We start from the raw sequence: 24,092 nt of genomic DNA, 5'->3' as shown, positions 1-24,092 counted from the left end.
TCGATCACCGCGCGCGGGGTGCCACCCCTCGCCGGCGTCGGTGGCCGCCGCGACAGGGCCGCGACGAGAGGGCATCACGCCCGGGCTAGACTTCGGACGATGAGAGCCGAACGAGGTGGACTGGTTTCATGACGAGCAACGCCACGGGAAGCTCCCGCCGCCCGCCGACCGCCCAGGCCTTCGTCCTTGCCGAACTCCGCCGAGCGATCATCGCCGGTGAGTTCCTGCCCGGACAGCCACTGCGCCAGGACGCCCTGGCGGAACGGTTCGGCGTCAGCCGTGTTCCTCTCCGCGAGGCTCTGAAGACCCTCGAGTCGGAGGGGCAGGTCGACTACGAACCCCACCGCGGCCACCGGGTGGCCACGCTGTCCCTCACCGACCTGCTGGAGGTGTACCGGATCCGACAGCTCCTCGAGGGGGAGGCAGCACGGGTCGCGTTGTCGAGGAAACTCAGCAGCACCGTCCTCGACGACCTGAGGACTGCGGCCCGGGACGTCGAGACGGCGAGCGGTGCCGGGGATCTGCTGAAGATGACCGAGGCGAACCGGCGGTTCCATTTCGTGCTCGTGGGAGCAGCCGGGATGCCGCGGCTGGAACGGATCATCACGATCCTGTGGGACGCGACCGATGCCTACCGGTTCGTCTACTACGGAGCGGAGTCGAACCGTGCGCGCGTGGAGCACGAACATGCGCTGATCATCGACGCATTCGCGGAGCGGGACGCCGAAAAGCTCATTCTACTGCTCGATGAGCACCGTGAGCATGCTGTAAAGGCCCTCAGGACCTTCCTGGAAGTCAGTCCCGCTCGCGAGGCCTGACGGGGAGACTGGTTGCAGCAGGTCGTGTGACGCGGGTTACATTCTGCTCCGAAATTGTATACAGTCTCCAGGGAGGTGCATCGACGGACCTCGGCACCGCCCAGGTGCCCGTGCTTACTGCCCAATGAATCGGAGATGCTTCCTTTGGCTGACTGGCTTGGTTTGAAGGATCAGCGAGTGCTGGTGGCCGGCGCCGGCGGCATCGGTGCGGCCTGCGCGCAAGCCTTCCTCCAGGCCGGAGCGCGCGTGCTCATCGCGGACCAGGACACGGAACGCCTGGCGGCCTTCGCCGACACGGCCACCCTCGCCGCCGACCTGACGACCACGGACGGGTGCGAGCAGGCCGTCCGCGCCGCCGGGACGGAGCTCGGGGGCCTGGACGTCCTCGTGCACGCGGTCGGCATCAACAACCGGGTGCCCGTCCTCGACACCCTGGACGAGGACTGGGACAGGATCCTCGACGTCAACCTGTCCAGTGCCTTCCGCCTCGGCCGGGCCGCCGGCCGCGTCATGGTCGACGCCGGGTACGGCCGGCAGATCTACTGCTCCTCCGTCTCGAGCCTGCTCGCCCATCCCGACCACGGACCCTACGCCGCGAGCAAGGGCGGACTGAACCAGCTCGTCCGCGTGATGGCACGCGAGTGGGCGGCCAGCGGGGTGACGGTCAACGCGATCGCGCCGGGCTACGTCGAGACGGCCCTGACCACCGCCTACCTCGATCGGCCGGGCGTGCGCGAGCACTACACGGGCATGGTCCCGGCCGGCCGGCTCGGCACCGTGGAGGACCTCACAGGTCCCGTGCTCTACCTCGCGTCCCGGCAGTCGGCGTTCGTCACCGGGCACGTCCTCTACGTGGACGGGGGACGGACCCTTGTCTGACGCCATCGACACCACGAGGCCGCAGGCCGCAGGGCGGTTCCCCCTGCTCACTCCGGCGGAGCTCTCCGCTGAACAGCGCGCGGTCTACGACGCCGTCGCGGGACCCCCACGGGGCAACGGGACGTTCACGGTGGTCTACGACGACGGCTCCCTCGCCGGCCCCTTCAACGCGATGCTCCTCGCCCCCACCCTCGGCCATGCCGTCCAGGCGCTCGGTGCCGTCCTCCGCTTCGACAGCGCCCTCGACGGACGCCTCCGCGAGCTCGTCATCTGCGCGATCTCCGCGGACCTCGACTCGGCCTACGAGTGGTACGCCCACAGCCGGGTGGCAGCGACCGTGGGGATCGACGAGGCCGAGCTGGAACACCTCAGGGCGGGCAGCCTGCCGCCCACCCTCTCCCCGGCCGAATGTTCCGCTCTCGACCTGACGCGCGTGCTCCTGCAGGACGCCGCCGTCGACGACGACACCCACGCCCGTGTGCTGTCGCATTTCGGGCATGCCGGAGTCGCGGAGCTGACCCTGCTCGTGGGCTACTACCGGATGCTCGCGGGCCTCCTCGCCGTCGGGGACGTCCCGGCCCCGGGCCCTGACGACCAGCACCACCATGACCTCCCTCTCCCGGAAGAACCAGTAATCACCGACAGCAAAGGATCAAGTCCATGACCACACACCAGCGAAGCCGGAAGCGTCTCTGCGCCGCAGCACTGATCGCCCCCGCGCTCTTCCTCTCGGCCTGCGGCAGCCCCGAGCCCGCCACCAGCGGCGGAGGAGGCGGGGCCGAGGCCGGCGGCGGCGGTGCCCTGTCCATCGCGACGGGCGGCACCGGCGGCGTCTACTATCCCCTGGGCGGCGGCTTCGCCACCGTGATCCGCGACAACATCGAAGGCTACGACGCCACCGTCCAGGAGACCAACGCCTCCGTGGACAACATGCTCCTCATCCAGAACGGCTCCGCCCAGCTCGCCTTCTCCGTAGGCGACGTGGTGTCCGACGCCGTGGAAGGGGTCGGGGAATTCGAGGGCAACGCCGTGGAGGTCTGCTCGCTCGGCAACATCTACAACAACTTCATGCAGGCCGTCAGCGTCGACGGAACCGGGATCCAGTCCGTCGAGGACATGGCAGGGAAGGTCATCTCCGTCGGAGCGCCCGGCTCGGCCACCGAGGTCGCAGCGCTGCGCATCCTCGAAGCCGCGGGGATCGACCCCGAGAGCGGAGTGGAACGCCGCCAGCTCGGTGCCGCGGAGACCGTCGCCGCGCTGCGGGACGGCACCATCGACGCCGGTTTCTGGTCCGGCGGACTCCCCACGGGCGCGCTCATCGACCTCGCCAGCGACGGCGACATGGTGCTCGTCCCCATCGGCGAGTACGCGGAGCCCCTGGCCACCGAGTACGGCGAGTACTACGTCGCCGAGGACATCCCCGCCAACACCTACGAGGGACAGACCGAAGCCATCCCCGCCATCGCGTCACCGAACCTGCTGGTCGCGAGCCCCACGATGGACGAGCAGCTCCAGCAGGACATCACCAAGGCGATCTTCGACAACGAGGAGGCCCTCATCAAGGTGCACCCCGCGGCCGTCGAACTCGATGCCGCCACCGCGGGCGACATCTCCTACGTCGAGACCTGCCCGGGCGCCCAGGCCTACTTCGACGAGGCCGCGGGCTAGACCATGCGCAAGCCGGCCGCCGTCGTCGTCTCCCTCGCATGCCTCGGCATGCTGGGGGGTGTGGGGTTCGCGAGCGCGTCCGGTCAGCCGGAGGTGTCCATCAGCATCACCGACGACGACGGCGAGCTGGCGAGCGTGCCGCTCACCGGAGCCGGTTTCTCGGTGAGCTACCGCAACTCGCTCTACGGCACCCTGGCCGAGGAACGCTACACCCTCGGACCGGACGGCACCTTCGTGCTGGACCAGATCGCAGCCGACCAGCTCGCGGTGCTCGAGGAGTACTACGCAGTCCCCGGCGTCCCGTCGGCTGCCGGGGAAGGTGATCGCCGGGCATGGGTCGTGGAGCCGGACCCGGCGCGGCCTGCCGTGTTCGGGGAGCTCTCGATCGCGGCGACCGACCTCGGACAGCGCACCCTGCACGTGCAAGGCGCTCCACCACTGGAACTGTGGAGCCTCGTCGACGACGACGACCCGTTCGTCGAGCTACATCTCAAGGAGAGATCATGACCGAGCGACCAGACGGCAACGGCGCCGTGAAGGCGCATGCTTCAGACTCCGCCCCCAGGCACAAGGCGCCCGGGCAGACGGACCTCGCGAGGACGAAGGACGACGACCCGATCAGCCCGCTCGAGCGGGAGGACGTCATCGACGAAGAGGCGCTGATCGCCGAGTTCGAGGCGGAGAAACCCGCGCGGCACCTCACCGGGCTCCCCTCGCTGCTGATCAGGATCGCCGGTGCGGGGCTCTCGCTCCTGGCCCTCTACTGGGTCTTCAACCCCATGCCGACCCAGTTCTACCTCCCGCTGTTCCTCGGGATCGGCCTGTCCCTGACCTTCCTGGTCTACCGCGGCTGGGGGAGATCGGAATCCTCGAAGGCGAAGAGGGCGGGAGACAACCCGGGCATCGTCGACTGGGCTCTCGCGCTCGTGGCGCTCGTACCGTTCCTCTACATCATCTCCGACTGGGACGGCTTCTTCCGGCGCGCGATCACCCCCACCTACCTCGACCTGGCCATGGGCGTGATCGCCATCCTCGTGACCCTCGAGGCGTCGCGCCGGACCGTCGGGATCCTCGTGCCGCTGGTGGTCGTGGGCTTCTTCGCCTATGCGTCCTTCGGCTCGCTCGTCCCCGCCCCGTTCAACACCTCGTCCTTCAACTGGGTCCGCCTCGTCGGCCACAACGTCATGGGCACGCAGGGGCTCTTCGGCGTCCCCACCGACGTGGCAGCGACCTACATCATCCTGTTCACCATCTACGGGGCGGTCCTCGGCGCATCGGGCGCCACCAAGTTCTTCATCGACCTCTCCTTCTCGGCCTTCGGCCAGTCCAAGTCCGGGCCGGGCCGTACGGTGACCCTCGCCGGATTCCTGCTCGGCACGGTCTCCGGCTCCGGCGTCGCGACGACCGTCACCCTCGGTGGTATCTCCTGGCCGTTGCTCCGCAAGGCCGGCTACCCGAAGGAACACGGCGGTGCCATCCTCGCCGCCGCCGGCATCGGCGCCATCATGTCCCCGCCCACCCTGGGTGCGGCAGCGTTCATCATCGCGGCCCTCCTCGGCGTCTCGTACCTCCAGGTGCTCATCTGGGCCACCATCCCCACCGTGCTCTACTACTTCGGCATCATCCTGGCCATCGAGATGGACGCACGCCGGTTCAAGACCAGGGCCGTGGACTTCGACGTCAAGCCCGTGGGCAAGCTGCTCCTGCGGTTCGGCTACCACTTCAGCTCCCTCGCCGCCATCGTCGTCTTCATGGCCATGGGCATGACGCCGTTCCGTGCGGTCGTCTACGCCACGATCCTCGCGTTCGTCCTCAGCTTCCTCGACCGCGCCTCCTGGATGACCCCCCGGCGTATCTTCGACGCCCTGGCCACCGGTGCCACCGGAGCGCTGTCGGTCATCCCCGTCATGGCGGCAGCAGGACTGATCGTCGGCGTCATGACACTGACCGGCCTGGGCCTGAAACTCGCCAACATCATCGTGGACTTCGCCGGCGGCAGCCTGCTCCTGACGGCGATCTTCTCGGCCATCTCGGTGATCCTGCTGGGACTGGCGGTCCCCGTGACGGCGAGCTTCATCATCTCGTGGGTCATCATCGGGCCCGCCCTGCAGGACGTCGGAGTCCCCGCATACGCCGCGGCGATGTTCATCTTCTACTACTCGGTCCTCAGCGAGGTCTCGCCCCCCACGGCACTGTCGCCCTTCGCCGCCTCCGCCATCACCGGCGGCAAGCCGATCAAGACCATGTGGCTCACCTGGCGCTACACCCTCTCGGCGTTCCTCGTCCCGTTCATCTTCGTGCTCTCCGGATCGGGCGTCGGGCTGCTGCTGCAGGGCGGGATCGGCACCATCGCACTGGCCTTCGCCGTGTCCCTCCTGGCGGTGGGCGCGCTCGCCGTCGCGACGGGGGCCTGGCTGTTCGGCCCGGCCCGCTGGCCCGAACGGATCCTGCTGGGTCTCGGCTCGCTCCCCATGCTCGTCATGGAGCCCATGTACATCGGCATCGGCGCGGCGATCATCGCCGTCGGCGTGGTCGTGCACCTCATCGGCCTCAGGATGCACGGACACCGCACGGACGAGGACGAAGCACCCGCCGACCTCTCCGCGTCGGACGGCACCACCGGTCCCGGGACGTCCGGCACGTCCGCTGCAGGGGGTTCCACGGCCGTCGGCCAGGAATCCGGTACCGGGACGGACGGCACTGCCGACGGGACGCGCCGCACGGGAGCCGAATCGTCGTGACCCCCGCACAGCCGCCGGGCGCGGGCGGCACACTGTTCCAGGCGGTCACCGTGACCACCCTGGGCGTGCTGCCCGCGTTCCTGGTCGGAGCCCTCGCCGTGCAGATCCGGGCCGATCTGGACATCGGCCCTGCCCAGCTGGGCATCGCCGCGGCCACCCTCTTCGCGGTCTCCGGGGTCGCCGCACGGCGGCTCGGCCGGCTCGTGCAGCGGATCGGCGCCGCCCGGGGCGTGATGGCCTCGGCCGTCCTCGCCGCCGTCGCCCTCGGCGGGGCGGGCCTGGCGCCGACGTTCGGGGTGCTCATCGCAGCCCTCGTGGTGGGCGGCCTGGCCAACGGCATGGCGCAGCCGGCGGCGAACCTCGGGATCTCGCGGGCGGTCGCTCCGGGCAGGCTGGGACTGGCCTTCGGGATCAAGCAGTGCTCCATCCCCGCCGCCGGCCTGATCGGGGGCCTCGCCGTCCCGGGCATCGCCCTGGTCCTGGGCTGGCGCTACGCCTTCGCGCTGGGCGTCGTCCTGGCTGTGGCCCTGGCCCTGTGGGCCGGCCTCACGGCGCAGGGGCCCGACCGCCCGACGACGGGACCCGCGGCACCGGCCGACCGCGGGACCCCGCGGCGCGGACTCGTGCTGCTGGCCGTCGGCGCCGGCCTCGCTGCGGCGGCCGCCACGTCCATGGGGGTGTTCCTCGTCGACTCGGCCGTGGAATCCGGGATGTCGCCCAGCGCGGCAGGCTACCTCTTCGCCGGCGCCGCGCTGCTGGGCCTCGTGATCCGCATCGTGCTCGGCGCCGCCATGGACCGGTACCCCGAGCGCAGCCCGTACGTCCTCGTGGCCAACCTGCTCACGATCGGTGTGGGCGGCTACGTGCTGCTGGCCTTCGGCTCCTCCGCCGCGTTCCTCTGCGGAGCGCTGCTGACCTACGCCGCGGGCTGGACCTGGCCCGGACTCGTCCACTTCGCCGTGGTGCGCGACAACCGGCAGGGCGCCGCGTCGGCCACCGGGGTCCTGCAGACCGGGCTCTCCCTCGGCGCTGCCGCCGGCCCCCTGCTCTTCGGTTTCCTCGTCGCGGCCACCTCCTACCGGGTCGGCTGGCTGACCGCCGCCGTCGTCGCCCTGCTCGCCGCCGCGACGTTCAGGCTCGGCCGCCGGACCATCCGCGCCGCGCGGGCGGCAGCGGCCCTGCCCGCAGCCACTCCCCACCCAGCCGCCAACGCTGGAAGAACTCCTCTGAAAGGAACGTCCCCATGACCGACCCGATCCCGCACCTGTCCCCCGGACTCTGGGGGGTGCTGGCCACGCCGTTCAGCGGACCCGACCTCGCCGTCGACACGGACTCGCTCCGCCGCGAGGTCCGGCTGTACACCGGGCTGTCCGCCACCGGCATGGTGGTCCTGGGAGTCTTCGGCGAGGGCGCGTCGCTGACCGCTGCCGAGCAGTCCCTCACCGTCGGTACGGTCGCCGACGAGGCGGGGAGCACCCCGCTCGTCGTCGGGCTGTCCGCCCGCACCACGGCCGTCGCCATCGAGCAGGCCGCCACCGCCGTGACGGCCACCGGCAGCAACCTCGCCGCGCTCATGGTGCAGGCGAACACCGGCGACCCGGACGTGCTGGCCGCCCACCTCACGGCCGTTCACCGCGCCACGGGTGCGGGCATCGTGCTGCAGGACTACCCGGTGGCCTCCGGCGTGAAGATCACCGCCGAACAGATCCTGCGCGTCCTGGAGCAGTGCGACTTCATCGTCGCCGTGAAGTCGGAAGCACCCCCCACGGCATCCGCGATCGCCAAGCTGACCCGCTCCACCGACGTCCCCGTCTACGGCGGGCTGGGCGGCGTGGGACTGCTGGACGAGCTCGCGGCGGGTGCGGCCGGCGCCATGACCGGGTTCTCCCACCCCGAAGGACTGCAGATCGCGCTGACGGCCTTCGCCGACGGCGGCTTCACCGGCGCCCGCACCGCCTTCGCACCCTGGCTGCCCCTGGCCAACTTCGAGGGCCAGCCCGGCGTGGGACTCGCCCTGCGCAAGGAGATCCTGCGGCGCCGCGGCATCATCGCCGACGCGGCGGTCCGGCCCCCCGCACCCTCGTTGCCCCGTGACCTCGCGGACCTGATCGACGCGCACCTCGACGCAGTACGAATGGAGATCGCCTGATGGATACCGGACTGACCGGAAAGAACGTGCTGGTGCCCGGAGCGAGCTCCGGGATCGGCCTCGCGATCGCGCAGGCACTCGGCGCCGAGGGGGCGAACGTCGTCCTCGCCGCCCGCCGCGAGGACGTGGTGAAGGCCGAGGCGGCCCGCCTGCCCTCCGCCGTCGGGATCGCGATGGACCTGAACGAGGACGGCGCGCCGGCCGCGTTGATGGAGGCCGCGGAACACGCGTTCGGGCCGATCGACGTCCTGGTCCTCAACAGCGGCGGGCCTCCCCCCGGCGGCGCGGCCGACATCACCGACGTGCAGGCCCTCGCCGCCGTGAACCAGCTGCTGCTCCAGCACGTGCGGCTCACCTCCCTGGCACTCCCGGGCATGAGGGAGCGCGGCTGGGGGCGGATCGTGGCCGTCGGATCCAGCGGCGTGCAGCAGCCGCTGCCCAACCTCGCACTGTCGAACCTCGGCCGCGCCGGGCTCGCGGGCTACCTCAAGACCCTGGCCGCCGAGGTCGCCGCCGACGGCGTGACCGTCAACATGGTCCTTCCCGGCCGCATCGACACCGAGCGCGTCGCGTCGCTGGACTCCGCCGCGGCCAAACGGACGGGCGCCACCCCCGCCGAGGCGCGAGCCGCGTCCGAGGCCGGCATCCCGGCCCGTCGGTACGGCACCCCCGCCGAATTCGCCGCCGTCGTCACCTTCCTGGCCAGCGCGCCGGCCTCGTACGTCACCGGAGAACAGATCCGGTGCGACGGCGGCATGGTCCGCGCCTACTAGAACCCCGTCCCCCGACCCGAAAGGGCAGCTCCATGGCTCCCAGCATCCTGCACCTCTGCTCCATCACCTCACCCGGCAGCGACCCGGGAACTCCCGGCCCCGAGACGGCGGCCGTCGTCCACCCGCGGCGCGGTCTCGCGCGGGTGGACGACCTCCTGCCCGGCTTCACCGGCGACATCCTCGGGGTCCTCACCGGGGACCTCCTCGGGCAGCTCGACGCCGCCGCCGAGACCGCCGACGACGGCGTGTTCAGCGACCCCGGGGCCGCCGCCTACGGCGCCCCCTACCGCCACCCCCGGATGCTCTGGGGCATCGGGCTGAACTACGTGGAGCACGCCTCCGACCTCTCCGAGGGCGTGCCCGAGGAACCGGCGTCGTTCATCAAGGGCGACCACACCGTCATCGGCCCCGGCGAGGCCATCCCCATCCCCGTGCAGAGCGAGCGCACCACCACCGAGGCGGAGGTGGCGGTGGTCATCGGCAGGTACTGCCGCAACGTGGAACCCGAGGACGCACTGGACTACCTGGCCGGCGTCGTGCCCGTGCTGGACCAGACGGCCGAGGACATCCTGCAGCGCAACCCGCGGTTCCTCACCCGCTCCAAGAACTTCCCCGGCTTCTTCTCCTTCGGCCCCCGGATCGTGCCACTGGCCGAAGCCGTGGGCGACGGGACCCTGGCCGACATGGAGGTCGCCACCGTCGTCAACGGCGAGGTGCGGCGCAGCAACACGGTCTCCCACATGCGCTACGACCCGGCGTACCTGATCAGTTTCCACAGCAAGGTGATGCCCCTGTACCCGGGGGACATCATCTCCACCGGGACACCCGGCGCCATCCACGTCACCCCGGGAGACACGGCCGAGTGCCGCGTCTCCGGCGTCGGCGTACTCAGCAACCCCGTCACTGCGTCCAGCTAGGGCTGCAGACACACTTTCTCGAAGGACGAATCTTGAGCACGAACACGGACAGGCCGCCGGCCGGCACGGCACCCGAGGGAAGCCCGCTGCCCGGGCCGCTGGAGGGGCTGAAGGTGGCGGATTTCTCGCGGGTGCTCGCCGGACCGTTCGCCTCCATGATGCTCGCCGACTTCGGGGCCGACGTCCTGAAGGTGGAGAGCCCGGCGGGGGACGACACGCGCTCCTGGGTCCCCCCGGTCGACGACCACGGCGTGGGCACCTATTTCTCCAGCGTGAACCGGAACAAGCGCTCGGTGGTCTGCGACCTCGGCACCGAGGACGGACGGGCGAGGGCCCTCGCCCTCGCGCTGGAAGCCGATATCGTCATCGAGAACTTCCGCCCGGGCGTCATGCAGCGTTTCGGGCTGGACTACGCCTCCCTCGTGGGGCGGCGGCCCGACCTGGTGTACTGCTCCATCACCGGGTTCGGCAGCACCGGCGGAGCACACCTGCCCGGCTACGACCTCCTCGTGCAGGCGGTGGGAGGGCTCATGAGCGTCACCGGGTCGCAGGACTCCGAGCCGAGCAAGGTGGGGGTGGCGCTCGTGGACGTGGTCACCGGCCAGAACGCCGTGGTGGGGATCCTCGCCGCGCTGCGCTCCAAGGAGGCCACCGGGCGGGGCCAGCGCGTGGAGGTCAATCTCCTGTCCTCCCTGCTCTCCGGTCTGGTGAACCAGGCATCGAGCACACTGGCCACCGGCGAGGCGCCCCAGCGGATGGGGAACGCCCACCCCAGCATCGCCCCCTACGAAACCCTGCTGACGGCCGACGGCCCCCTGGCGATCGCGGTCGGGACGGACCGGCAGTTCGAGGCGCTGGTGCGCATCCTCGGCGTGCCGGACCTCGCCGTCGACCCCCGGTTCCGGGGCAATGCTCAGCGCGTGGCTCACCGCGACGCCCTCAAGGTCCTGCTCGAGGAGCGGCTCGGCACCAGGAGCGCCGCCGACTGGGCGCAGCTCCTCAGCTCGGCGGGGGTGCCGGCCGGTAAGGTCAATTCCGTCGCCGAGGCGCTCTCCCTCGCCGAGGACCTGGGGCTCGCCCCGGTCGTCGAGATCACCGACACCGCCACCGGACGCACCAGCCAGCAGGTGGCCAACCCGATCCGGCTCTCCGCGACCCCCGCGAACTACACGCGGGTGCCCCCGCTCCTCGGGGAACACGACGGAGCAACCTTCACATCCCGCCAGCCCTCCGCTACCGGAAAGTAGACCCATGACCGACCCTTCGGACCTCCTCGACATCGACGCACTCCTCACCGACGACGAGCGTGCCCTGCGTGACCGCGTGCGCGGCTTCGTGGACACCGCCATCAAGCCGAACATCGCCGACTGGTACGACCGCGCCGAGTTCCCCCTGGAGATCGTGCCGCGCATGGCCGAACTCGGGCTCCTCGGCATGCACATCAAGGGCTACGGCTGCCCCGGCCGGAGCTCCGTGGAATACGGGCTCGCGGCCCTGGAACTCGAGGCCGGCGACTCCGGGCTGCGCACCTTCGTCAGCGTCCAGGGCTCCCTGGCCATGAGCGCCATCGCGAAGCACGGCTCGGAGGAGCAGAAGAACGAGTGGCTGCCGAGGATGGCCGCCGGATCGGTCATCGGCTGCTTCGGCCTCACCGAGCCGACCGGCGGTTCCGACCCCGGCAGCATGCTCACCTTCGCCAGGCGCGACGGCGACGACTGGATCCTCAACGGCAGCAAGCGGTGGATCGGGCTGGCCTCGGTGGCGCAGGTGGCGATCATCTGGGCCATGACCGACGACGGCGTCCGCGGGTTCGTGGTGCCGACCGACAGCGCGGGGTTCAAGGCCACCCCGATCCTGCAGAAACTCTCCATGCGCGCCTCGATCCAGTGCGACGTCGAGCTCACCGACATCCGGCTGCCCGGCACCGCGCTGCTCCCGAAGGCGAAGGGGCTCCGCGGCCCCTTCGAATGCCTCAACGAGGCCCGGTACGGCATCATCTGGGGTGCCATGGGAGCCGCACGCGACAGCTACTACGCGGCACTCGACTACTCGAAGGAGCGCCTGCAGTTCGGCAGGCCGCTGGCCGGCTACCAGATCACCCAGCTGAAGCTCGTCAACATGGCGCTGGAGATCAACAAGGGGATGCTGCTGGCCCTGCAGGTCGGACGCCTCAAGGACGCCGGGAAGCTGCAGCCCTACCAGATCTCGGTGGGGAAGCTCAACAACTGCCGCGAGGCCATCGAGATCTGCCGTGAGGCCCGCGCGATGCTGGGCGGGAACGGTGTCACCCTCGACTACTCCCCGCTCCGCCACGCGAACAACCTGGAGAGCGTGCGTACCTACGAGGGGACCGACGAGGTGCACACGCTGATCCTCGGCAACCACATCACGGGCATCCCGGCGTTCCGGTAGCCGCCCGATGACTGGATCTGCGGCTCCCGCCGGCCGTGCCTCGGGGATCCGGCGCGGCCTCACGAGCTACGGCGACGAGGGGTTCTCGCTCTTCCTGCGCAAGGCGTTCATCAAGGGTGCCGGCTACTCCGACGACGCACTGGACAAGCCGGTCATCGGGATCGTCAACACGGGCAGCGGCTTCAACCCGTGCCACGGCAACATGCCCGCGCTGCTCGACGCCGTGAAGCGGGGGGTGCTGATGGCCGGCGGCCTGCCGGTCGATTTCCCGACCATCTCGCTCCACGAGAGCTTCTCGCAGCCCACCAGCATGTTCCTGCGCAACCTCATGTCGATGGACACCGAGGAGATGATCCGCGCCCAGCCCATGGACGCCGTCGTGCTCATCGGGGGCTGCGACAAGACGGTCCCCGCGCAGCTGATGGGCGCGGCGTCGGCGGGCGTCCCGGCGATCACGCTGGTCACGGGGTCGATGCTGACGGGCGGGCACCGCGGGCAGCGCGTCGGTGCGTGCACCGACTGCCGCGCCTTCTGGGGGAAGTTCCGCAGCGGCGAGATCGACCGGCAGGAGATCGACGACGTCAACTCGCGGCTCGTGGGAAGCGTCGGGACCTGCTCGGTCATGGGCACGGCCAGCACGATGGCCTGCCTCACCGAGGCCATGGGCATCGCCCTGCCCGGGAGTGCGAGCCCGCCCGCCGTGACGGCCGACCGCGTGCGGATCGCCGAACGGACCGGGACCGAGGCCGTGGCGCTCGCCGCCCGCGGCACGGACATGGGCACCATCCTCACGCGAAAGGCCTTCGAGAACGGGCTGCGGGTCCTGCTGGCCATCGGCGGGTCGACGAACGCGATCATCCACCTGACCGCCGTCGCCGGCCGCCTCGGGATCCGCCTCGAGCTGGAGGACCTGGACCGGATGAGCACCGAGACGCCCGTCCTGGTGGACCTGAAGCCGTCGGGTACCTACTACATGGAGGATTTCCACCGGGCCGGCGGCGTGCCCGCCGTGCTGCGCGAGCTCGGGGACCTCATCCACCGCGACGCCCCTACCGTCACGGGCCGCACCCTGGGCGAGGAACTGGACGCCGCGGGGCCCGGCTTCCCCTCGGACATCGTGCGGCCGCTCTCCGACCCGGTGTATCCCGAGGGCAGTCTCGCCTTCCTGCGCGGCAACCTCGCGCCGGGCGGTGCCATCATCAAGCAGGCCGCGGTGCCGGCGCACCTGCTGGAGCACACCGGCCGTGCGGTGGTCTTCGAGGACACGGCGGACCTCGCGGCACGGATCGACGACGACGCCCTCGACGTCACCGCCGAGGACGTCCTCGTGCTGCGGAACATCGGCCCCGTCGGAGCGCCCGGCATGCCGGAGGCAGGGTACCTGCCCATCCCGAGGAAACTCGCGACGCAGGGGGTGAAGGACATGGTGCGCATCTCGGACGGCCGCATGTCGGGTACCGCCGCAGGCGCCGTCGTCCTCCACGTCACACCCGAATCCGCGGTCGGCGGGCCGCTGCGGCTCGTGCGGAGCGGAGACACCATCACCCTGAGCGTCAGCCGAAGACTGATCCACCTCGACGTCTCCCCCGAGGAGCTGAAGCGACGCGAGGACGCCCTGGGCCCGCCCCCCACGCCGGTGGCGGAGCGCGGGTACCGGAAGCTGTACGTGGCGGAGGTGACGCAGGCGGACGAGGGGTGCGACTTCCGCTTCCTCCAGAGCACGGCACTCCCGGCCCGGGTCGTCCCGCGCAGCCTGGTCCAGGAACCGGGCTGACGGGCACGGGCCCCGGCCCGCGCTCCGCGACGGGTCCGCCTAGGGGACCTCGCCGGGGCGGGGTGCCGCGGGATCGAGCAGCTGCGCCAGGTGGATGCCGCGGCGCTCGCTCAGGTCCTCGATCTGGGTGCGGCACGAGTACCCGTCCGCGAGCACCACGGCGTCCTCGGCGGACCGGACGGCCGGCAGGAGCTGCTGTTCGGCGATCTTGACCGAGATCTCGTAGTGCCCGCGTTCCACGCCGAAGTTGCCGGCGAGCCCGCAGCACCCGCCGAGCTTCCGGACGGTCGCGCCGGCCCGCTCCAGCAGTGCCGCGTCGGGGCTCCAGCCCATGACGGCGTGGTGATGGCAGTGCGGCTGCGCCACCACCACGGTGCCGTCCAGGGAGGGCGGCTCGTAGCCGGGCACGGTCCCCAGGAACTCCGCGAGGGTGTGCGTGGACCGCGCCACGGCCCCGGCGGCCTCGGTGCCCAGCAGTTCCACGGCGTCCGACCTCAGCACGCCCGTGCAGGACGGCTCGAGGCCCACGATCGGGATGCCTTCGGCCACCGACCGGTTCAGCACCTCGACGGTGGATCGCAGCGTCCTCCGCGCGGAATCGAGCTGTCCCGTGGAGATCCAGGTCAGCCCGCAGCACAGGGGTTTCTCGGGGAGGCGCACCTCGTACCCCGCTGCTTCGAGGACGCGCACCGCGGCCTGTCCCACCTCGGGCGAGAAGTTGTCGGTGAAGGAATCCGCCCACAGCAGGACGGGTCCGCGCGCAGGTGCAGCGGACGACGGGCGGCTCCGGAACCAGGAGTGGAAGGTCTGCGGCGCGAACGCCGGGATGTTCCGGCGCTGGTCCACCCCGGCGATCCGCAGACCCACCTGCCGGATGCCGGGCAGTCGCATCAGGAAGTTCAGCGCCCGTGGCGCCCGCGCCGCGAGTCCGGCCCAGCGCGGCAACCAGCCCAGCGAATAGTGCGACGCCGGACGCAGCCGGCCCTTGTAGCTCTGGTGGAGCACCTCGGCCTTGTACGCGGCCATGTCGGTCCCCGTGGGGCAGTCCGAGGAGCAGCCCTTGCAGGAGAGGCACAGGTCGAGTGCGTCGTGCACCTCGGGCGCACGCCAGTTGGGCTTGCCCGCGCCGGCTGTGCGTCCCGTGGCGCTCCCGGTGACGCTGCCGTTGATCATCTCCTGGAGCGCCCTGGCGCGGCCGCGGGTCGAGTCCTTCTCCTCGAGGGTGGCGATGTACGACGGGCACATCACGGCGCTGTTGTCCGCGTGCGCTGCACGGCACAGGCCCACTCCCGTGCAGCGGTGCACCGCCTGGCTGAAGTCGCCCGCATCCTGGTGGTAGCCGAACCCGAGGCCGGTCCGCAACGGCCCGGCCTCCGCCACGCGGACGTTCGCGTCCAGGGGTTCGGGATCCACGAGGATGCCGGGGTTGAGGATGTCGTCCGGGTCGAGGATCCCCTTCACTTTCCCGAACAGGCCGATCGCCGCGGGCGAGTACATGTACGGGAGGAGTTCGCTGCGGGCCCGTCCGTCCCCGTGCTCGCCGGAGAGGGACCCCCCGTAGCGGGCGACCAGTTCGGCCGCGTCGGTCAGGAACGCGCGGAACGCCGCGGCGCCGTCGTCGCGCTGGAACGGGAAGTCGAGGCGGATGTGGACGCACCCGTCCCCGAAGTGTCCGAAGGGGAAGCCCGTGAGGGAGTGCACGAGGAGCAGCTCGTCGAACTCGCGGAGGTAGTCCCCGAGGGTCTCGGGCGGCACGGCGGAATCCTCCCAGCCGGCATGCGCGGGGGCGCCGGCCGGCGAGCGCCCGGCGAGCCCTCCGCCGTCCTCACGGATACGCCACAGGGCGGCGGCCTGCCGCGCGTCGGTGATGATCCTCGAGTGCCGGGCGGCACCGATCCCGGCGACGAGCCGGGCGCGGTCGGCCACCTCGAGGGGGTCGTCGCCGGACACCTCGACGAACAGCCAGGCCGCGCCGCCCGGCAGCTCGGGGACGGCCTGGGGGCCCTTGCGCGACCGCACCACCTGGACGATCCGGGAATCCAGGCCTTCACAGGCCGTGGGCGCGAACGGCAGCACCGCGGGGACGGCGTCGCCGGCTGCCCCGATGTCGGCGAAACCCAGCACGACCATGGTCTTGTGAGGAGCGTCGACCACCAGGCGCACTCCCGCCTCCAGCACGACGGCGAGCGTCCCCTCGCTGCCGACGAGCGCGCGCCGCAGGTCGAAGCCGCGCTCCGGCAGCAGGTGCTCCAGCGAGTAGCCCGAGACCTGGCGTCCGAAGCGGCCCAGTTCGGTGCGGATGGTACCCAGCTCCGCGCCGACCAGGGAGCGCAGCGCGTCGGTCTCCGACGACGACGGCGTGCCGTCCGCGCCCAGGTGGAGGCGCGTGCCGGACCCGGTGACGACGTCGAGGTGGGTCACGTTGTCGGCGGTGCGCCCGTAGGCGAGGGCGCGTGAACCGCACGCGTTGTTGCCGATCATCCCGCCCACGGTGCAGCGCGTGTGGGTGGAGGGGTCCGGTCCGAACCGCAGGCCCCGGGCCAGCGCTGCCTTCTGCAGCGTCGCATGGACCGCCCCGGGTTCGACGACGGCGGTGCGGGCTTCCGCGTCGAGATCGAGGACGCGGTTCAGGTGCCGGCTGAAATCGACGACGACGCCGCGGCCGATCGCGTTGCCGGCCAGCGAGGTGCCCGCGCCCCGGGACGTGAACGGGATCCCGCGTTCACGGCACAGCTCGAGGGTGGTGAGCACCTCGTCCAGGTGGCGCGGGAAGACGACGGCCGCCGGCTGCACCCGGTACAGTGACGCATCGCTCGAGTACACGGCCCGCGAGGTCGCATCATCCCGTGCGTCCCTCACACCGCGGGCCTGGAGCTCGGGGACGAGGGACCGGGGTGCCGAAAGCATCATTGCCATAAGTAACATGTTAACCACTTGTGATGCGCCTCCCGTGGTCCCGGCCACCCACCCTGCAAGGAGCTCCATGACGTACGTCCTCCCGGTCCCGACGCCGCCCAGCCTCCCGGTCGGTGATGGCGGGACGCTGTTCCCCGTCCGGCGCGTGTTCTGCGTCGGGCGCAACTACGGCGACCATGCGCGGGAGATGGGGGCCGATCCGACCCGGGAGCCCCCGTTCTTCTTCCTGAAGCCCGCCGACGCCGTCTTCGCGCCGCAGCCGGCGGCTGCGGGCGATGCCCGGCCGGTGGTCTCCTACCCGCCGCAGACCGCGGACCTCCACCACGAGGTGGAACTCGTCGTGGCGCTGGGGAAGGGCGGCACCGCCATCGATCCTGCCGACGCCCTCGACGCCGTGTGGGGCTACGGCGTCGGCGTCGACCTGACGCGACGCGACCTGCAGGCCGAGGCGAAGGACCTCCGGCGTCCGTGGGACCTCGCGAAGGGCTTCGACTTCTCGGGGCCGTGTTCGCCCCTCCGACCGGTCGGCGACGGGAAGCACCCCGACCGGGGCCGGATCTGGCTGAGCGTGGACGGCTCGCTGCGGCAGGAGGGTGACCTCGCCGACCAGATCTGGACGGTGCCGGAGATCATCGCGCACCTCTCCCGGTCCGTCACCCTGCATCCCGGCGACCTCGTCTTCACCGGTACCCCGGCCGGCGTGGGGGCGCTGACCCGCGGGAGCACGGTGACCGCCGGTATCGACGGGGTCGCCGAGCTCTCCTTCACCATCGAGTGAACCGGACACCCCCGCGTCAGACCGCCCGGCAGCCCCTCGCCGACCGGGTCCACGGCGCACTCCTCGGGCAGCTCCTCGACGGCAGCCGGGAACCGGACGAGGTGCTCAACCTCGTCTATCTCGCCCGGGAGTTCGAGGTCAGCCAGACTCCGCTGCGCGAGGCACTGGCCCGGCTCGAATCCACGGGCCTGGTGCTGCGGGAGGCCCACAAGGGGTACCGGGTGGCACCGCTCCCCAGCATGGAGGATCTCCGGAAGATCATGGACGCCCGCCTGGTCCTCGAGCCGGCCCTGGCCTTCGAAGCAGCCCTGCGGGTGACCCCGGAGTTCCTCGACCGCCTGGCCGCGACCATCCGCCACCTCGAGAGCGGCGCCCACCTGCCCGGCAGCCCACCGCTCACGAGCTTCCTCCGGGCCGACGAGCAGTTCCACGCGGCGATCGCCCACCAGGCCGACAATCCGTTCCTCGAGGACGCCTGGAGGTCGTTCGGCGGGCAGGCGCAGCGGTTCCGGCTGTATGCGAGAACCAGCTCGACGGCGCCGACCACCACCGTGGCCGAACACGGAGCGATCCTCGAGGCCCTGACCCGGCGCGACGCGGAGGGTGCTTCCTCCGCCCTCCGGGCCCACATCGAGAACGCCAAGGTCCGAGCCCTCCACGACCGTGAAGCGGTCCCCACCGAGGACTGAGCACGGACGTCCGCCGGCCCCGAGGCATGCGCGCAGGGATGCCGCGTCGACGGCCCGGGCGCAGCCGCGCGAGCCGCCTAGGCGAGCGGCGTGAGGATCATGTCCGTCCCGGCCCTGCCGCAGATCCCTCGAAGCTGCTCGAGGAGGCTCTCCGGGATCGGGATGCCGTCCCGGCTGCGGGCCGCACGCGCGAGGGCTTCCGGGCCGCCGGGAAGGATCACGTCGGGCTCGTCCCGCACCAGGAGGCGGACGAGGTCGTCCACGTAGCGCGCGGTCTCGCCGGCCTCGGCGACCCTCGCCGGATCGATCACCAGGACGAAGTGCCCCAGGTTGTCGCTGCCGGAAGCGTCGAACGGGAGCGCGCCTCCCGAGAACGCCGCGCTGAGCACGTTGACCATCAGGCTGAGGCCGAAGCCCTTGTGCCCGCCGGTCTCGGGGCTGGAGCCGCCGAGCGGGCTGAGCGTCGCCGCCTGCGTGGTCAGCAGCGAATAGGCGAGGGCGGCGTCGGTCACGGGATCACCCTGCCGGTCGTTGACCCAGCCGACCGGCAGGTCCCGTCCGCCCAGCGCGTAGGCCTTCACCTTGTTCATCGCCACGACGCTCGTGGACATGTCGACCACGAGCTCCCCTCCGCCCGCCCGGGGGGCTGCGAAGGCGATGGGGTTCGTCCCGAGGATCGGCGTCGTACCCCCGAGCGCCGCCACCACGGGCGTCCGCGTCGTCGTCGTCATGACGGCGACCAGGCCGCGCTGGGCCGCGCTCCGGACGTAGTGGCCGAGGGCGCCCAGATGGTGCGAGTTGCCCACGGCCACCGCCCCGATCCCGCAGGCGGCGGCCTTCCCGATGGCCAGCTCCAGCGCGTGGAGGCCCGCCGGATGCCCCAGGCCGGCGCCTGCGTCGACGACGGCGAAGGCCGGGGCATCGCGCACCACGCGGGGGACGGCGTCGAGCTTCAGGCGGTCCTCGGACCGGAGTTTCTCGTACATCATTAGCATGGAGACGCCGTGGGAATCGACGCCGGAGAGATCGGTCTCCACCATCACCGCCGCGGTGGCGGCCGCAGGCTCGCCCGGCATCCCCCAGGCGCGGAGCACGGCGACGATCTGCTCCTGCAGCTGGTCGGCGCCGAAGCGGTGCAGGTCGTCTGAGCTCATCGGTTCCGCTCCTCCATCTCGTCGGCGATGCGTCTGCCGATCTCCAGTGCGGCGGTCGCGGCCGGTGACGGCGCATTGAGCACGTGGATCTGGTGCGGCGCCCTGTCGAAGTAGAAGTCGTCGACGAGGTCACCGTTCCTGCGCATGGCCTGCGCGCGGACTCCCGCGTGGGTGGGCACGAGGCTGTCGTCGCCGAGATCCGGGACGAGCTCCCGGAGACTCGCCAGGAACTTCTTCTGCGACAGGGAGCGTGCGACCTCGGAGAGCCCGACCCTCCAGAATCTCGCGCCGAGCTTCCAGAGCCCGGGCCAGGCAGCGCTTTCGAGGACGTCCCGCGGATTGATCGTGAGCCAGGTGTACCCTTCACGGGCCAGGGCGAAGACGGCGTTGGGCCCCGCATGCACCCCGCCGCCGATCATCTTCGTCAGGTGGACGCCGAGGAAGGGGAGGCTCGGGTCCGGTACCGGGTAGATCAGGCCGCGGACCAGGTGGGACTGGTCCGGGGTGAGCTCGAAGTACTCGCCCCGGAACGGGATGATGCGCACGTCGGGCGTGAGGCCGGCCAGGCGTGCGATGCGGTCGCTGTGCAGGCCGGCGCAGTTGATGAGCTCGTCGGCGGAGATGTCCCCGGTGGTGGTCGAGACGGTCACGGACCCGGCGTCGGCGGTGATCCCCACGACCTCGGCCCCCAGCCGGATCTCGCCGCCGGCCTCCTCGATGAGCCGTCCCAGCACGGCGCAGACCCCCCGGTAGTCGACGATCCCCGTCGATTCCACCCGGAGGGCCGCGACGCAGGCGACGTGGGGCTCGTAGCCGCGGGCCTCGTCGGGGGAGATCAGCCGGCAGGGCACCCCGTTGGCGAGACCACGCCGGTGGAGCTCCTCGAGTGCGGGGACCTGGTCCTGCCGGGTGGCGACCACCAGCTTCCCGCAGATGTCCACCGCCACCCCGTGGTCCTCGGCGAACCGGCGCATCGACTGCGCACCCGCGGTCCCGAGGGTCGCCTTGAGACTGCCCGGCGCGTAGTACAGCCCGGAATGGATGACGCCCGAGTTGTTCCCGGTCTGGTGGTCGGCCAGCCGGGGCTCCTTGTCGACCACGGTGACGCGGTATCCGCGCAGCCCCAGCTCGTACGCGGTGGCCAACCCGACGATCCCGGCACCTACGACTACTACGGAGCTCTTCATTTCGTGGTCCTCGTCTGACATCGTCGTCGTACATCATGGCGAACTTCCGACAACTCTATATCTTTTGTTCGAAAGATATAGAGTTCGGACGAAGCAGCACGTCCTGTCCGCGTTGCAGACCGCCCGAAAGGAACGGCCCGTGCCACCTCCCCAGAGCCGCCCCGACCTCGACCTGCTGAGCTCCCTCGTCGTCCGCAAGGCCCTGGACGACGTCGTCATCCCGGCCTTCGAGCTGGCGACCGGTTTGTCGGTCCGGGCCGAATACCTCCCGACGACCCTCCTCCTCGAGAAGCTCGCCGCCGGGGCCGCACCGGACGTGCTGATCGGGACCCGGGACGCGCTGCGCGACCTCGAGGCCTCGGGCGTCCTCGCCGACGGGAGCGTGGTGCCCCTCGTGGAGTCGGCGATCGGGCTCGGCGTGACCCGGGGTTCCGCTGCTCCCCGGCTGGCGACCGGGAGGGACCTCGTCGACGCCCTGCTCGGCGCCCGCTCGGTCGCCTTCTCGAGGGCGGGGCAGAGCGGCATCTTCTTCCAGGAACTGGTGCTCCGGCTCGGGATCGCGGAGCAGGTCCTCGCACGGGCGACGGTTCTCTCGGCGGGGTTCACGGGCACCGCGCTGACGGACGGGCGCGCCGATGTCGCCGTGCAGCAGGTCAGCGAACTGCTGTTCGTGGAGGGCATCGGGCCCGTGGTCCCCCTGCCGGAGGAGTTCCAGCAGCACACCGGATTCGCCCTGGCCCTCGGCCCCGGCGCGGGAGGCAGCACCGCCGCACGGCGCCTCGTCGACCACCTGACGGACGGGCCGGCGCGGAAGGCCTATACGGTGGGCGGCCTGCGGAACATCGGCACCTGATCGATGTCGTGGTGCCGGGAGGAAGCGCGGAACGCCGGGGGCGTCGGGTGACGGGTGGGCAGGATCGGCCCCGTGGGGGCCTGGCGGCCATGTGCGTCGCGCAGACCACGAGCTGGGGCCTGCTCTACTACTCGCTGCCGGTGGCCCTCGTCCCCATCAGCCGGGACACCGGGTGGTCCGTGCCGGCGATGACGGCCGCGTTCTCGGCCGGCCTGATTCTCTCCGCGCTCGCCGGCGTGCACGTGGGGCGCGCCCTCGACCGGACCGGACCGAGGCTCCTGATGAGCCTCGGCAGTGTCATCGGCGTCGTGGCGTTGCTCCTGGTGGGTGCTGCGCCGAACTTCGCGGTCTTCGCCGGTGCGTGGCTCGTCGCGGGGTTCGCGCAGGCCGCGGTGCTGTACCAGCCGGCGTTCGTGGTGCTCACCCGCTGGTACGGGCCGCACCGGGTGCGGGCCCTGACGACCCTGACCCTCGTGGCGGGGTTCGCGTCGACGGTCTTCGCGCCCCTCACGGCGGTGCTGGTCGATGCGCTCGGGTGGCGTGTCGCGTACGTCGTCCTGGCGGGGATCCTGGCGGCGGTGACGATCCCGCTGCACTGGTTCTTCCTCAACGCGCACTGGTCACCGGACACCGGCCCGCAGACCCGCTCCGCGGCGCCCCAGGATGCCCGGGCGGTCTCCCGGAGCCGGCCGTTCCGCCTGCTCCAGCTCACGCTGGGCCTTTCGACGCTCGCCCTGTACGCGGTGACCTTCAATCTGATCGCCCTGTTCCTCGAGCGCGGCGTGAGCTACCGGAGCGCGGCGGTGGCCTTCGGCCTGATCGGGGTGGGGCAGGTGATCGGCCGGGTCGCCTATTCGGCGCTGCCCTCGGGCACGTCCGCCGTGACACGGACCGTGGTGCTCTCGGCGGCCGGGGCCGGCTGTGCCTGGGCCCTGGCCCTGGTCCCGGGGCCGACGGGGCTGCTCGTCGGAGTAGCCGTGGTCACCGGGATGGTGCGGGGGTGCAACACCCTCCTGCTGGCCACCGCCGTCCCGGACCGGTGGGGGGTGCGGAACTTCGGCACCCTGCAGGGCGTCTTCGCGGCACCGGTGACCATGGTCGGAGCCCTGGCCCCGGCCGCGGGCCCGGCCCTCGCGGCCGTGCTCGGTGGCTACCCCGGCATGGTCGTCGTCATGGCGGCGCTCGCCACGATCGGGGTCGCCACCGCCTCCCGCACCCGGGTGCGATCCCCGACCGGTGGGAACGGGACCGGAGGGACTAGCGTGCGAGGACGCGGCTGATCTCCGCCGGGGAGAGCCTGCGCTCTCCCACGTAGTAGAGGACGGCGTCCCTGGGCAGGTGCGTGTCCCAGTCGGGATTGATGACGGCCCCTTCGTGCTGCACCGCGATCACCGTGGTGGCGAAGTTCCGTCCCAGCGCCTCCTGGACCTGCCCGAAACCGACCTGCTGGAGCGCTTCGGGAAGGCGTGTGCTGTAGGTGTTGCGGCCACCGTGGCTCATGAGGTCCGCGTAGACGACGGCGATCCCGGGATCCTGCAGCTCCTCGGTGGCGAGGCGGGGCGAGTGCCACTGGACGCAGCGGACATCGGCGGCGATGTAGGAGAAGTTGAGGGCGCGGCTCATGTCACGCAGCGTGACGACGGTGTGCACCTCCGGATTCACGTGCGTGACGGCCACCGTGATCGCGAGCGCCTCGTTGTCGTCGCGGGCGTCGATGAGCACGCGGGCGGCCCGGTGCACCCCTGCACGCCGCAGCACGCTCTCCTCGGCGAGGTCCCCGCGGACGAACCCGAGACCGGGCTGCTCGGGCATCGGGTTCTCGGGGACGTCCTCCCACGCGCAGAGGGCGATCGGATGCGCGTCGTCGTCGAGCATCTCGTGGATCAGCCGCTCCGTGCGTCCGGGCGTGTAGCCCACGATCACGAGGTGGTCCGCCATGTCCACGTGCAGGTGGCCCTTCATGCGATGTCCCTTTGCATTCTCGATCGCCGTGGCGATCCGGGTGAACAGGGTGGTCAGCGTGACGATGCCGCCGACAATGACGTAGACCCCGACGAGGCGACCGCCGACCGAGGTCGGGAAGAAGTCCCCGTAGCCGACCGTGGCGGCCGTGACGAGGAACCACCACCAGTAGTTCTCCACGGACGTGATGGTGTTGTCGGACGGCTCGGCCCACACCATGAGGGGCCAGCTGGTGAAGAACACCACGAGGATGATGAGCGCCGGCAGGACCCAGATCCGCGACCGCCCGAGGCCGCGGATCAGACGGATCAGTACGAATGGCACCGCGCGTTCCCTTCCGCCGAGACGATACCGGTCGACGATACCCTCCTTCGCCCGCGCGGCGCGTATCCGTTCGGAGGGACGCGGACGACCGGGGTGCG

Annotated in this window: 21 protein-coding genes; 17 read left to right on the top strand and 4 right to left on the bottom strand. The window is 71.2% G+C overall.

Annotated features, from left to right (window positions below; genetic code table 11):
• Nucleotides 1-128: 128 nt before the first annotated feature.
• The 13 genes from ACX80K_RS10050 to ACX80K_RS09990 all read left to right on the top strand — a co-directional run bounded on the left by ACX80K_RS10050 (nt 129) and on the right by ACX80K_RS09990 (nt 14,131).
• Nucleotides 129-818, top strand: a complete 690-nt coding sequence (locus tag ACX80K_RS10050) for a GntR family transcriptional regulator (protein ID WP_459271713.1) — start codon at nt 129-131, stop codon at nt 816-818.
• Between the two features lie 177 nt (nt 819-995).
• Nucleotides 996-1,697 (top strand): SDR family NAD(P)-dependent oxidoreductase, encoded by a 702-nt coding sequence (locus tag ACX80K_RS10045; RefSeq protein WP_459271712.1) that lies wholly within the window; start codon nt 996-998, stop codon nt 1,695-1,697.
• Nucleotides 1,690-2,361 carry a carboxymuconolactone decarboxylase family protein gene (locus ACX80K_RS10040; protein ID WP_459271711.1) on the top strand — a complete coding sequence of 224 codons (672 nt, stop codon included), beginning with the start codon at nt 1,690-1,692 and terminating at the stop codon, nt 2,359-2,361. Before ACX80K_RS10045 ends, ACX80K_RS10040 begins: the two co-directional genes overlap by 8 nt.
• Nucleotides 2,358-3,365, top strand: coding sequence for a TAXI family TRAP transporter solute-binding subunit (locus ACX80K_RS10035; protein WP_459271710.1), 1,008 nt, complete (start codon nt 2,358-2,360; stop codon nt 3,363-3,365). Before ACX80K_RS10040 ends, ACX80K_RS10035 begins: the two co-directional genes overlap by 4 nt.
• Before the next feature lie 3 nt (nt 3,366-3,368).
• Complete coding sequence (locus ACX80K_RS10030; RefSeq protein WP_459271709.1) at nt 3,369-3,872, top strand: hypothetical protein; 504 nt, start codon at nt 3,369-3,371, stop codon at nt 3,870-3,872.
• Nucleotides 3,869-6,106: a TRAP transporter permease gene (locus ACX80K_RS10025; RefSeq protein ID WP_459271708.1), complete on the top strand. Its 2,238-nt coding sequence runs from the start codon at nt 3,869-3,871 to the stop codon at nt 6,104-6,106. The genes ACX80K_RS10030 and ACX80K_RS10025 overlap by 4 nt, the downstream gene beginning before the upstream one ends.
• A complete protein-coding gene (locus tag ACX80K_RS10020) occupies nt 6,103-7,353 on the top strand; it encodes an MFS transporter (protein ID WP_459271707.1) in 1,251 nt (416 codons plus the stop codon). The genes ACX80K_RS10025 and ACX80K_RS10020 overlap by 4 nt, the downstream gene beginning before the upstream one ends.
• Nucleotides 7,350-8,255 (top strand): dihydrodipicolinate synthase family protein, encoded by a 906-nt coding sequence (locus ACX80K_RS10015; RefSeq protein ID WP_459271706.1) that lies wholly within the window; start codon nt 7,350-7,352, stop codon nt 8,253-8,255. Before ACX80K_RS10020 ends, ACX80K_RS10015 begins: the two co-directional genes overlap by 4 nt.
• A complete protein-coding gene (locus ACX80K_RS10010; protein WP_459271705.1) occupies nt 8,255-9,028 on the top strand; it encodes an SDR family oxidoreductase in 774 nt (257 codons plus the stop codon). The genes ACX80K_RS10015 and ACX80K_RS10010 overlap by 1 nt, the downstream gene beginning before the upstream one ends.
• A 32-nt stretch (nt 9,029-9,060) precedes the next feature.
• The gene (locus ACX80K_RS10005) at nt 9,061-9,945 is read left to right on the top strand and encodes a fumarylacetoacetate hydrolase family protein (RefSeq protein ID WP_459271704.1); all 885 of its coding nucleotides are present in this window, start codon (nt 9,061-9,063) and stop codon (nt 9,943-9,945) included.
• A 32-nt stretch (nt 9,946-9,977) separates the two neighbouring features.
• The gene (locus ACX80K_RS10000; RefSeq protein ID WP_459271703.1) at nt 9,978-11,192 is read left to right on the top strand and encodes a CaiB/BaiF CoA transferase family protein; all 1,215 of its coding nucleotides are present in this window, start codon (nt 9,978-9,980) and stop codon (nt 11,190-11,192) included.
• A 4-nt stretch (nt 11,193-11,196) separates the two neighbouring features.
• Complete coding sequence (locus tag ACX80K_RS09995; protein WP_459271702.1) at nt 11,197-12,357, top strand: acyl-CoA dehydrogenase family protein; 1,161 nt, start codon at nt 11,197-11,199, stop codon at nt 12,355-12,357.
• A gap of 7 nt (nt 12,358-12,364) precedes the next feature.
• Complete coding sequence (locus ACX80K_RS09990) at nt 12,365-14,131, top strand: IlvD/Edd family dehydratase (RefSeq protein ID WP_459271701.1); 1,767 nt, start codon at nt 12,365-12,367, stop codon at nt 14,129-14,131.
• A 39-nt stretch (nt 14,132-14,170) separates the two neighbouring features.
• On the opposite strand, the gene ACX80K_RS09985 is transcribed toward ACX80K_RS09990, so the two are convergent.
• A complete protein-coding gene (locus tag ACX80K_RS09985; protein ID WP_459271700.1) occupies nt 14,171-17,047 on the bottom strand; it encodes an FAD-binding and (Fe-S)-binding domain-containing protein in 2,877 nt (958 codons plus the stop codon).
• Nucleotides 17,048-17,114: 67 nt separating this feature from the next.
• On the opposite strand from ACX80K_RS09985, the gene ACX80K_RS09980 reads away from it, so the two are divergent.
• Nucleotides 17,115-17,825: a fumarylacetoacetate hydrolase family protein gene (locus ACX80K_RS09980; RefSeq protein ID WP_459271699.1), complete on the top strand. Its 711-nt coding sequence runs from the start codon at nt 17,115-17,117 to the stop codon at nt 17,823-17,825.
• Entirely contained in the window at nt 17,822-18,514 is a 693-nt protein-coding gene (locus ACX80K_RS09975; RefSeq protein WP_459271698.1) for a GntR family transcriptional regulator, read from the top strand. Before ACX80K_RS09980 ends, ACX80K_RS09975 begins: the two co-directional genes overlap by 4 nt.
• 77 nt (nt 18,515-18,591) lie before the next feature.
• Here the strand turns inward: ACX80K_RS09975 and ACX80K_RS09970 are convergent, their stop codons facing one another.
• Nucleotides 18,592-19,668, bottom strand: coding sequence for an Ldh family oxidoreductase (locus ACX80K_RS09970; protein WP_459271697.1), 1,077 nt, complete (start codon nt 19,666-19,668; stop codon nt 18,592-18,594).
• The gene (gene lhgO, locus ACX80K_RS09965; RefSeq protein WP_459271696.1) at nt 19,665-20,855 is read right to left on the bottom strand and encodes an L-2-hydroxyglutarate oxidase; all 1,191 of its coding nucleotides are present in this window, start codon (nt 20,853-20,855) and stop codon (nt 19,665-19,667) included. Before lhgO ends, ACX80K_RS09970 begins: the two co-directional genes overlap by 4 nt.
• A 139-nt stretch (nt 20,856-20,994) precedes the next feature.
• On the opposite strand from lhgO, the gene ACX80K_RS09960 reads away from it, so the two are divergent.
• Nucleotides 20,995-21,708, top strand: a complete 714-nt coding sequence (locus ACX80K_RS09960) for a substrate-binding domain-containing protein (protein WP_459271695.1) — start codon at nt 20,995-20,997, stop codon at nt 21,706-21,708.
• Between the two features lie 89 nt (nt 21,709-21,797).
• Nucleotides 21,798-22,988, top strand: coding sequence for an MFS transporter (locus tag ACX80K_RS09955; protein ID WP_459271694.1), 1,191 nt, complete (start codon nt 21,798-21,800; stop codon nt 22,986-22,988).
• Here ACX80K_RS09955 and ACX80K_RS09950 read toward each other — a convergent pair.
• Nucleotides 22,966-23,994 carry an ion channel gene (locus ACX80K_RS09950; protein ID WP_459271693.1) on the bottom strand — a complete coding sequence of 343 codons (1,029 nt, stop codon included), beginning with the start codon at nt 23,992-23,994 and terminating at the stop codon, nt 22,966-22,968. The two genes, ACX80K_RS09955 and ACX80K_RS09950, sit on opposite strands and share 23 nt — an antisense overlap.
• Between the last annotated feature and the right edge of the window lie 98 nt (nt 23,995-24,092).

The organism is Arthrobacter sorbitolis, from assembly GCF_054510995.1.
The sequence above is the reverse complement of the archived record's forward strand: the minus strand, read 5'-3'. Positions and strand labels throughout refer to the sequence as shown.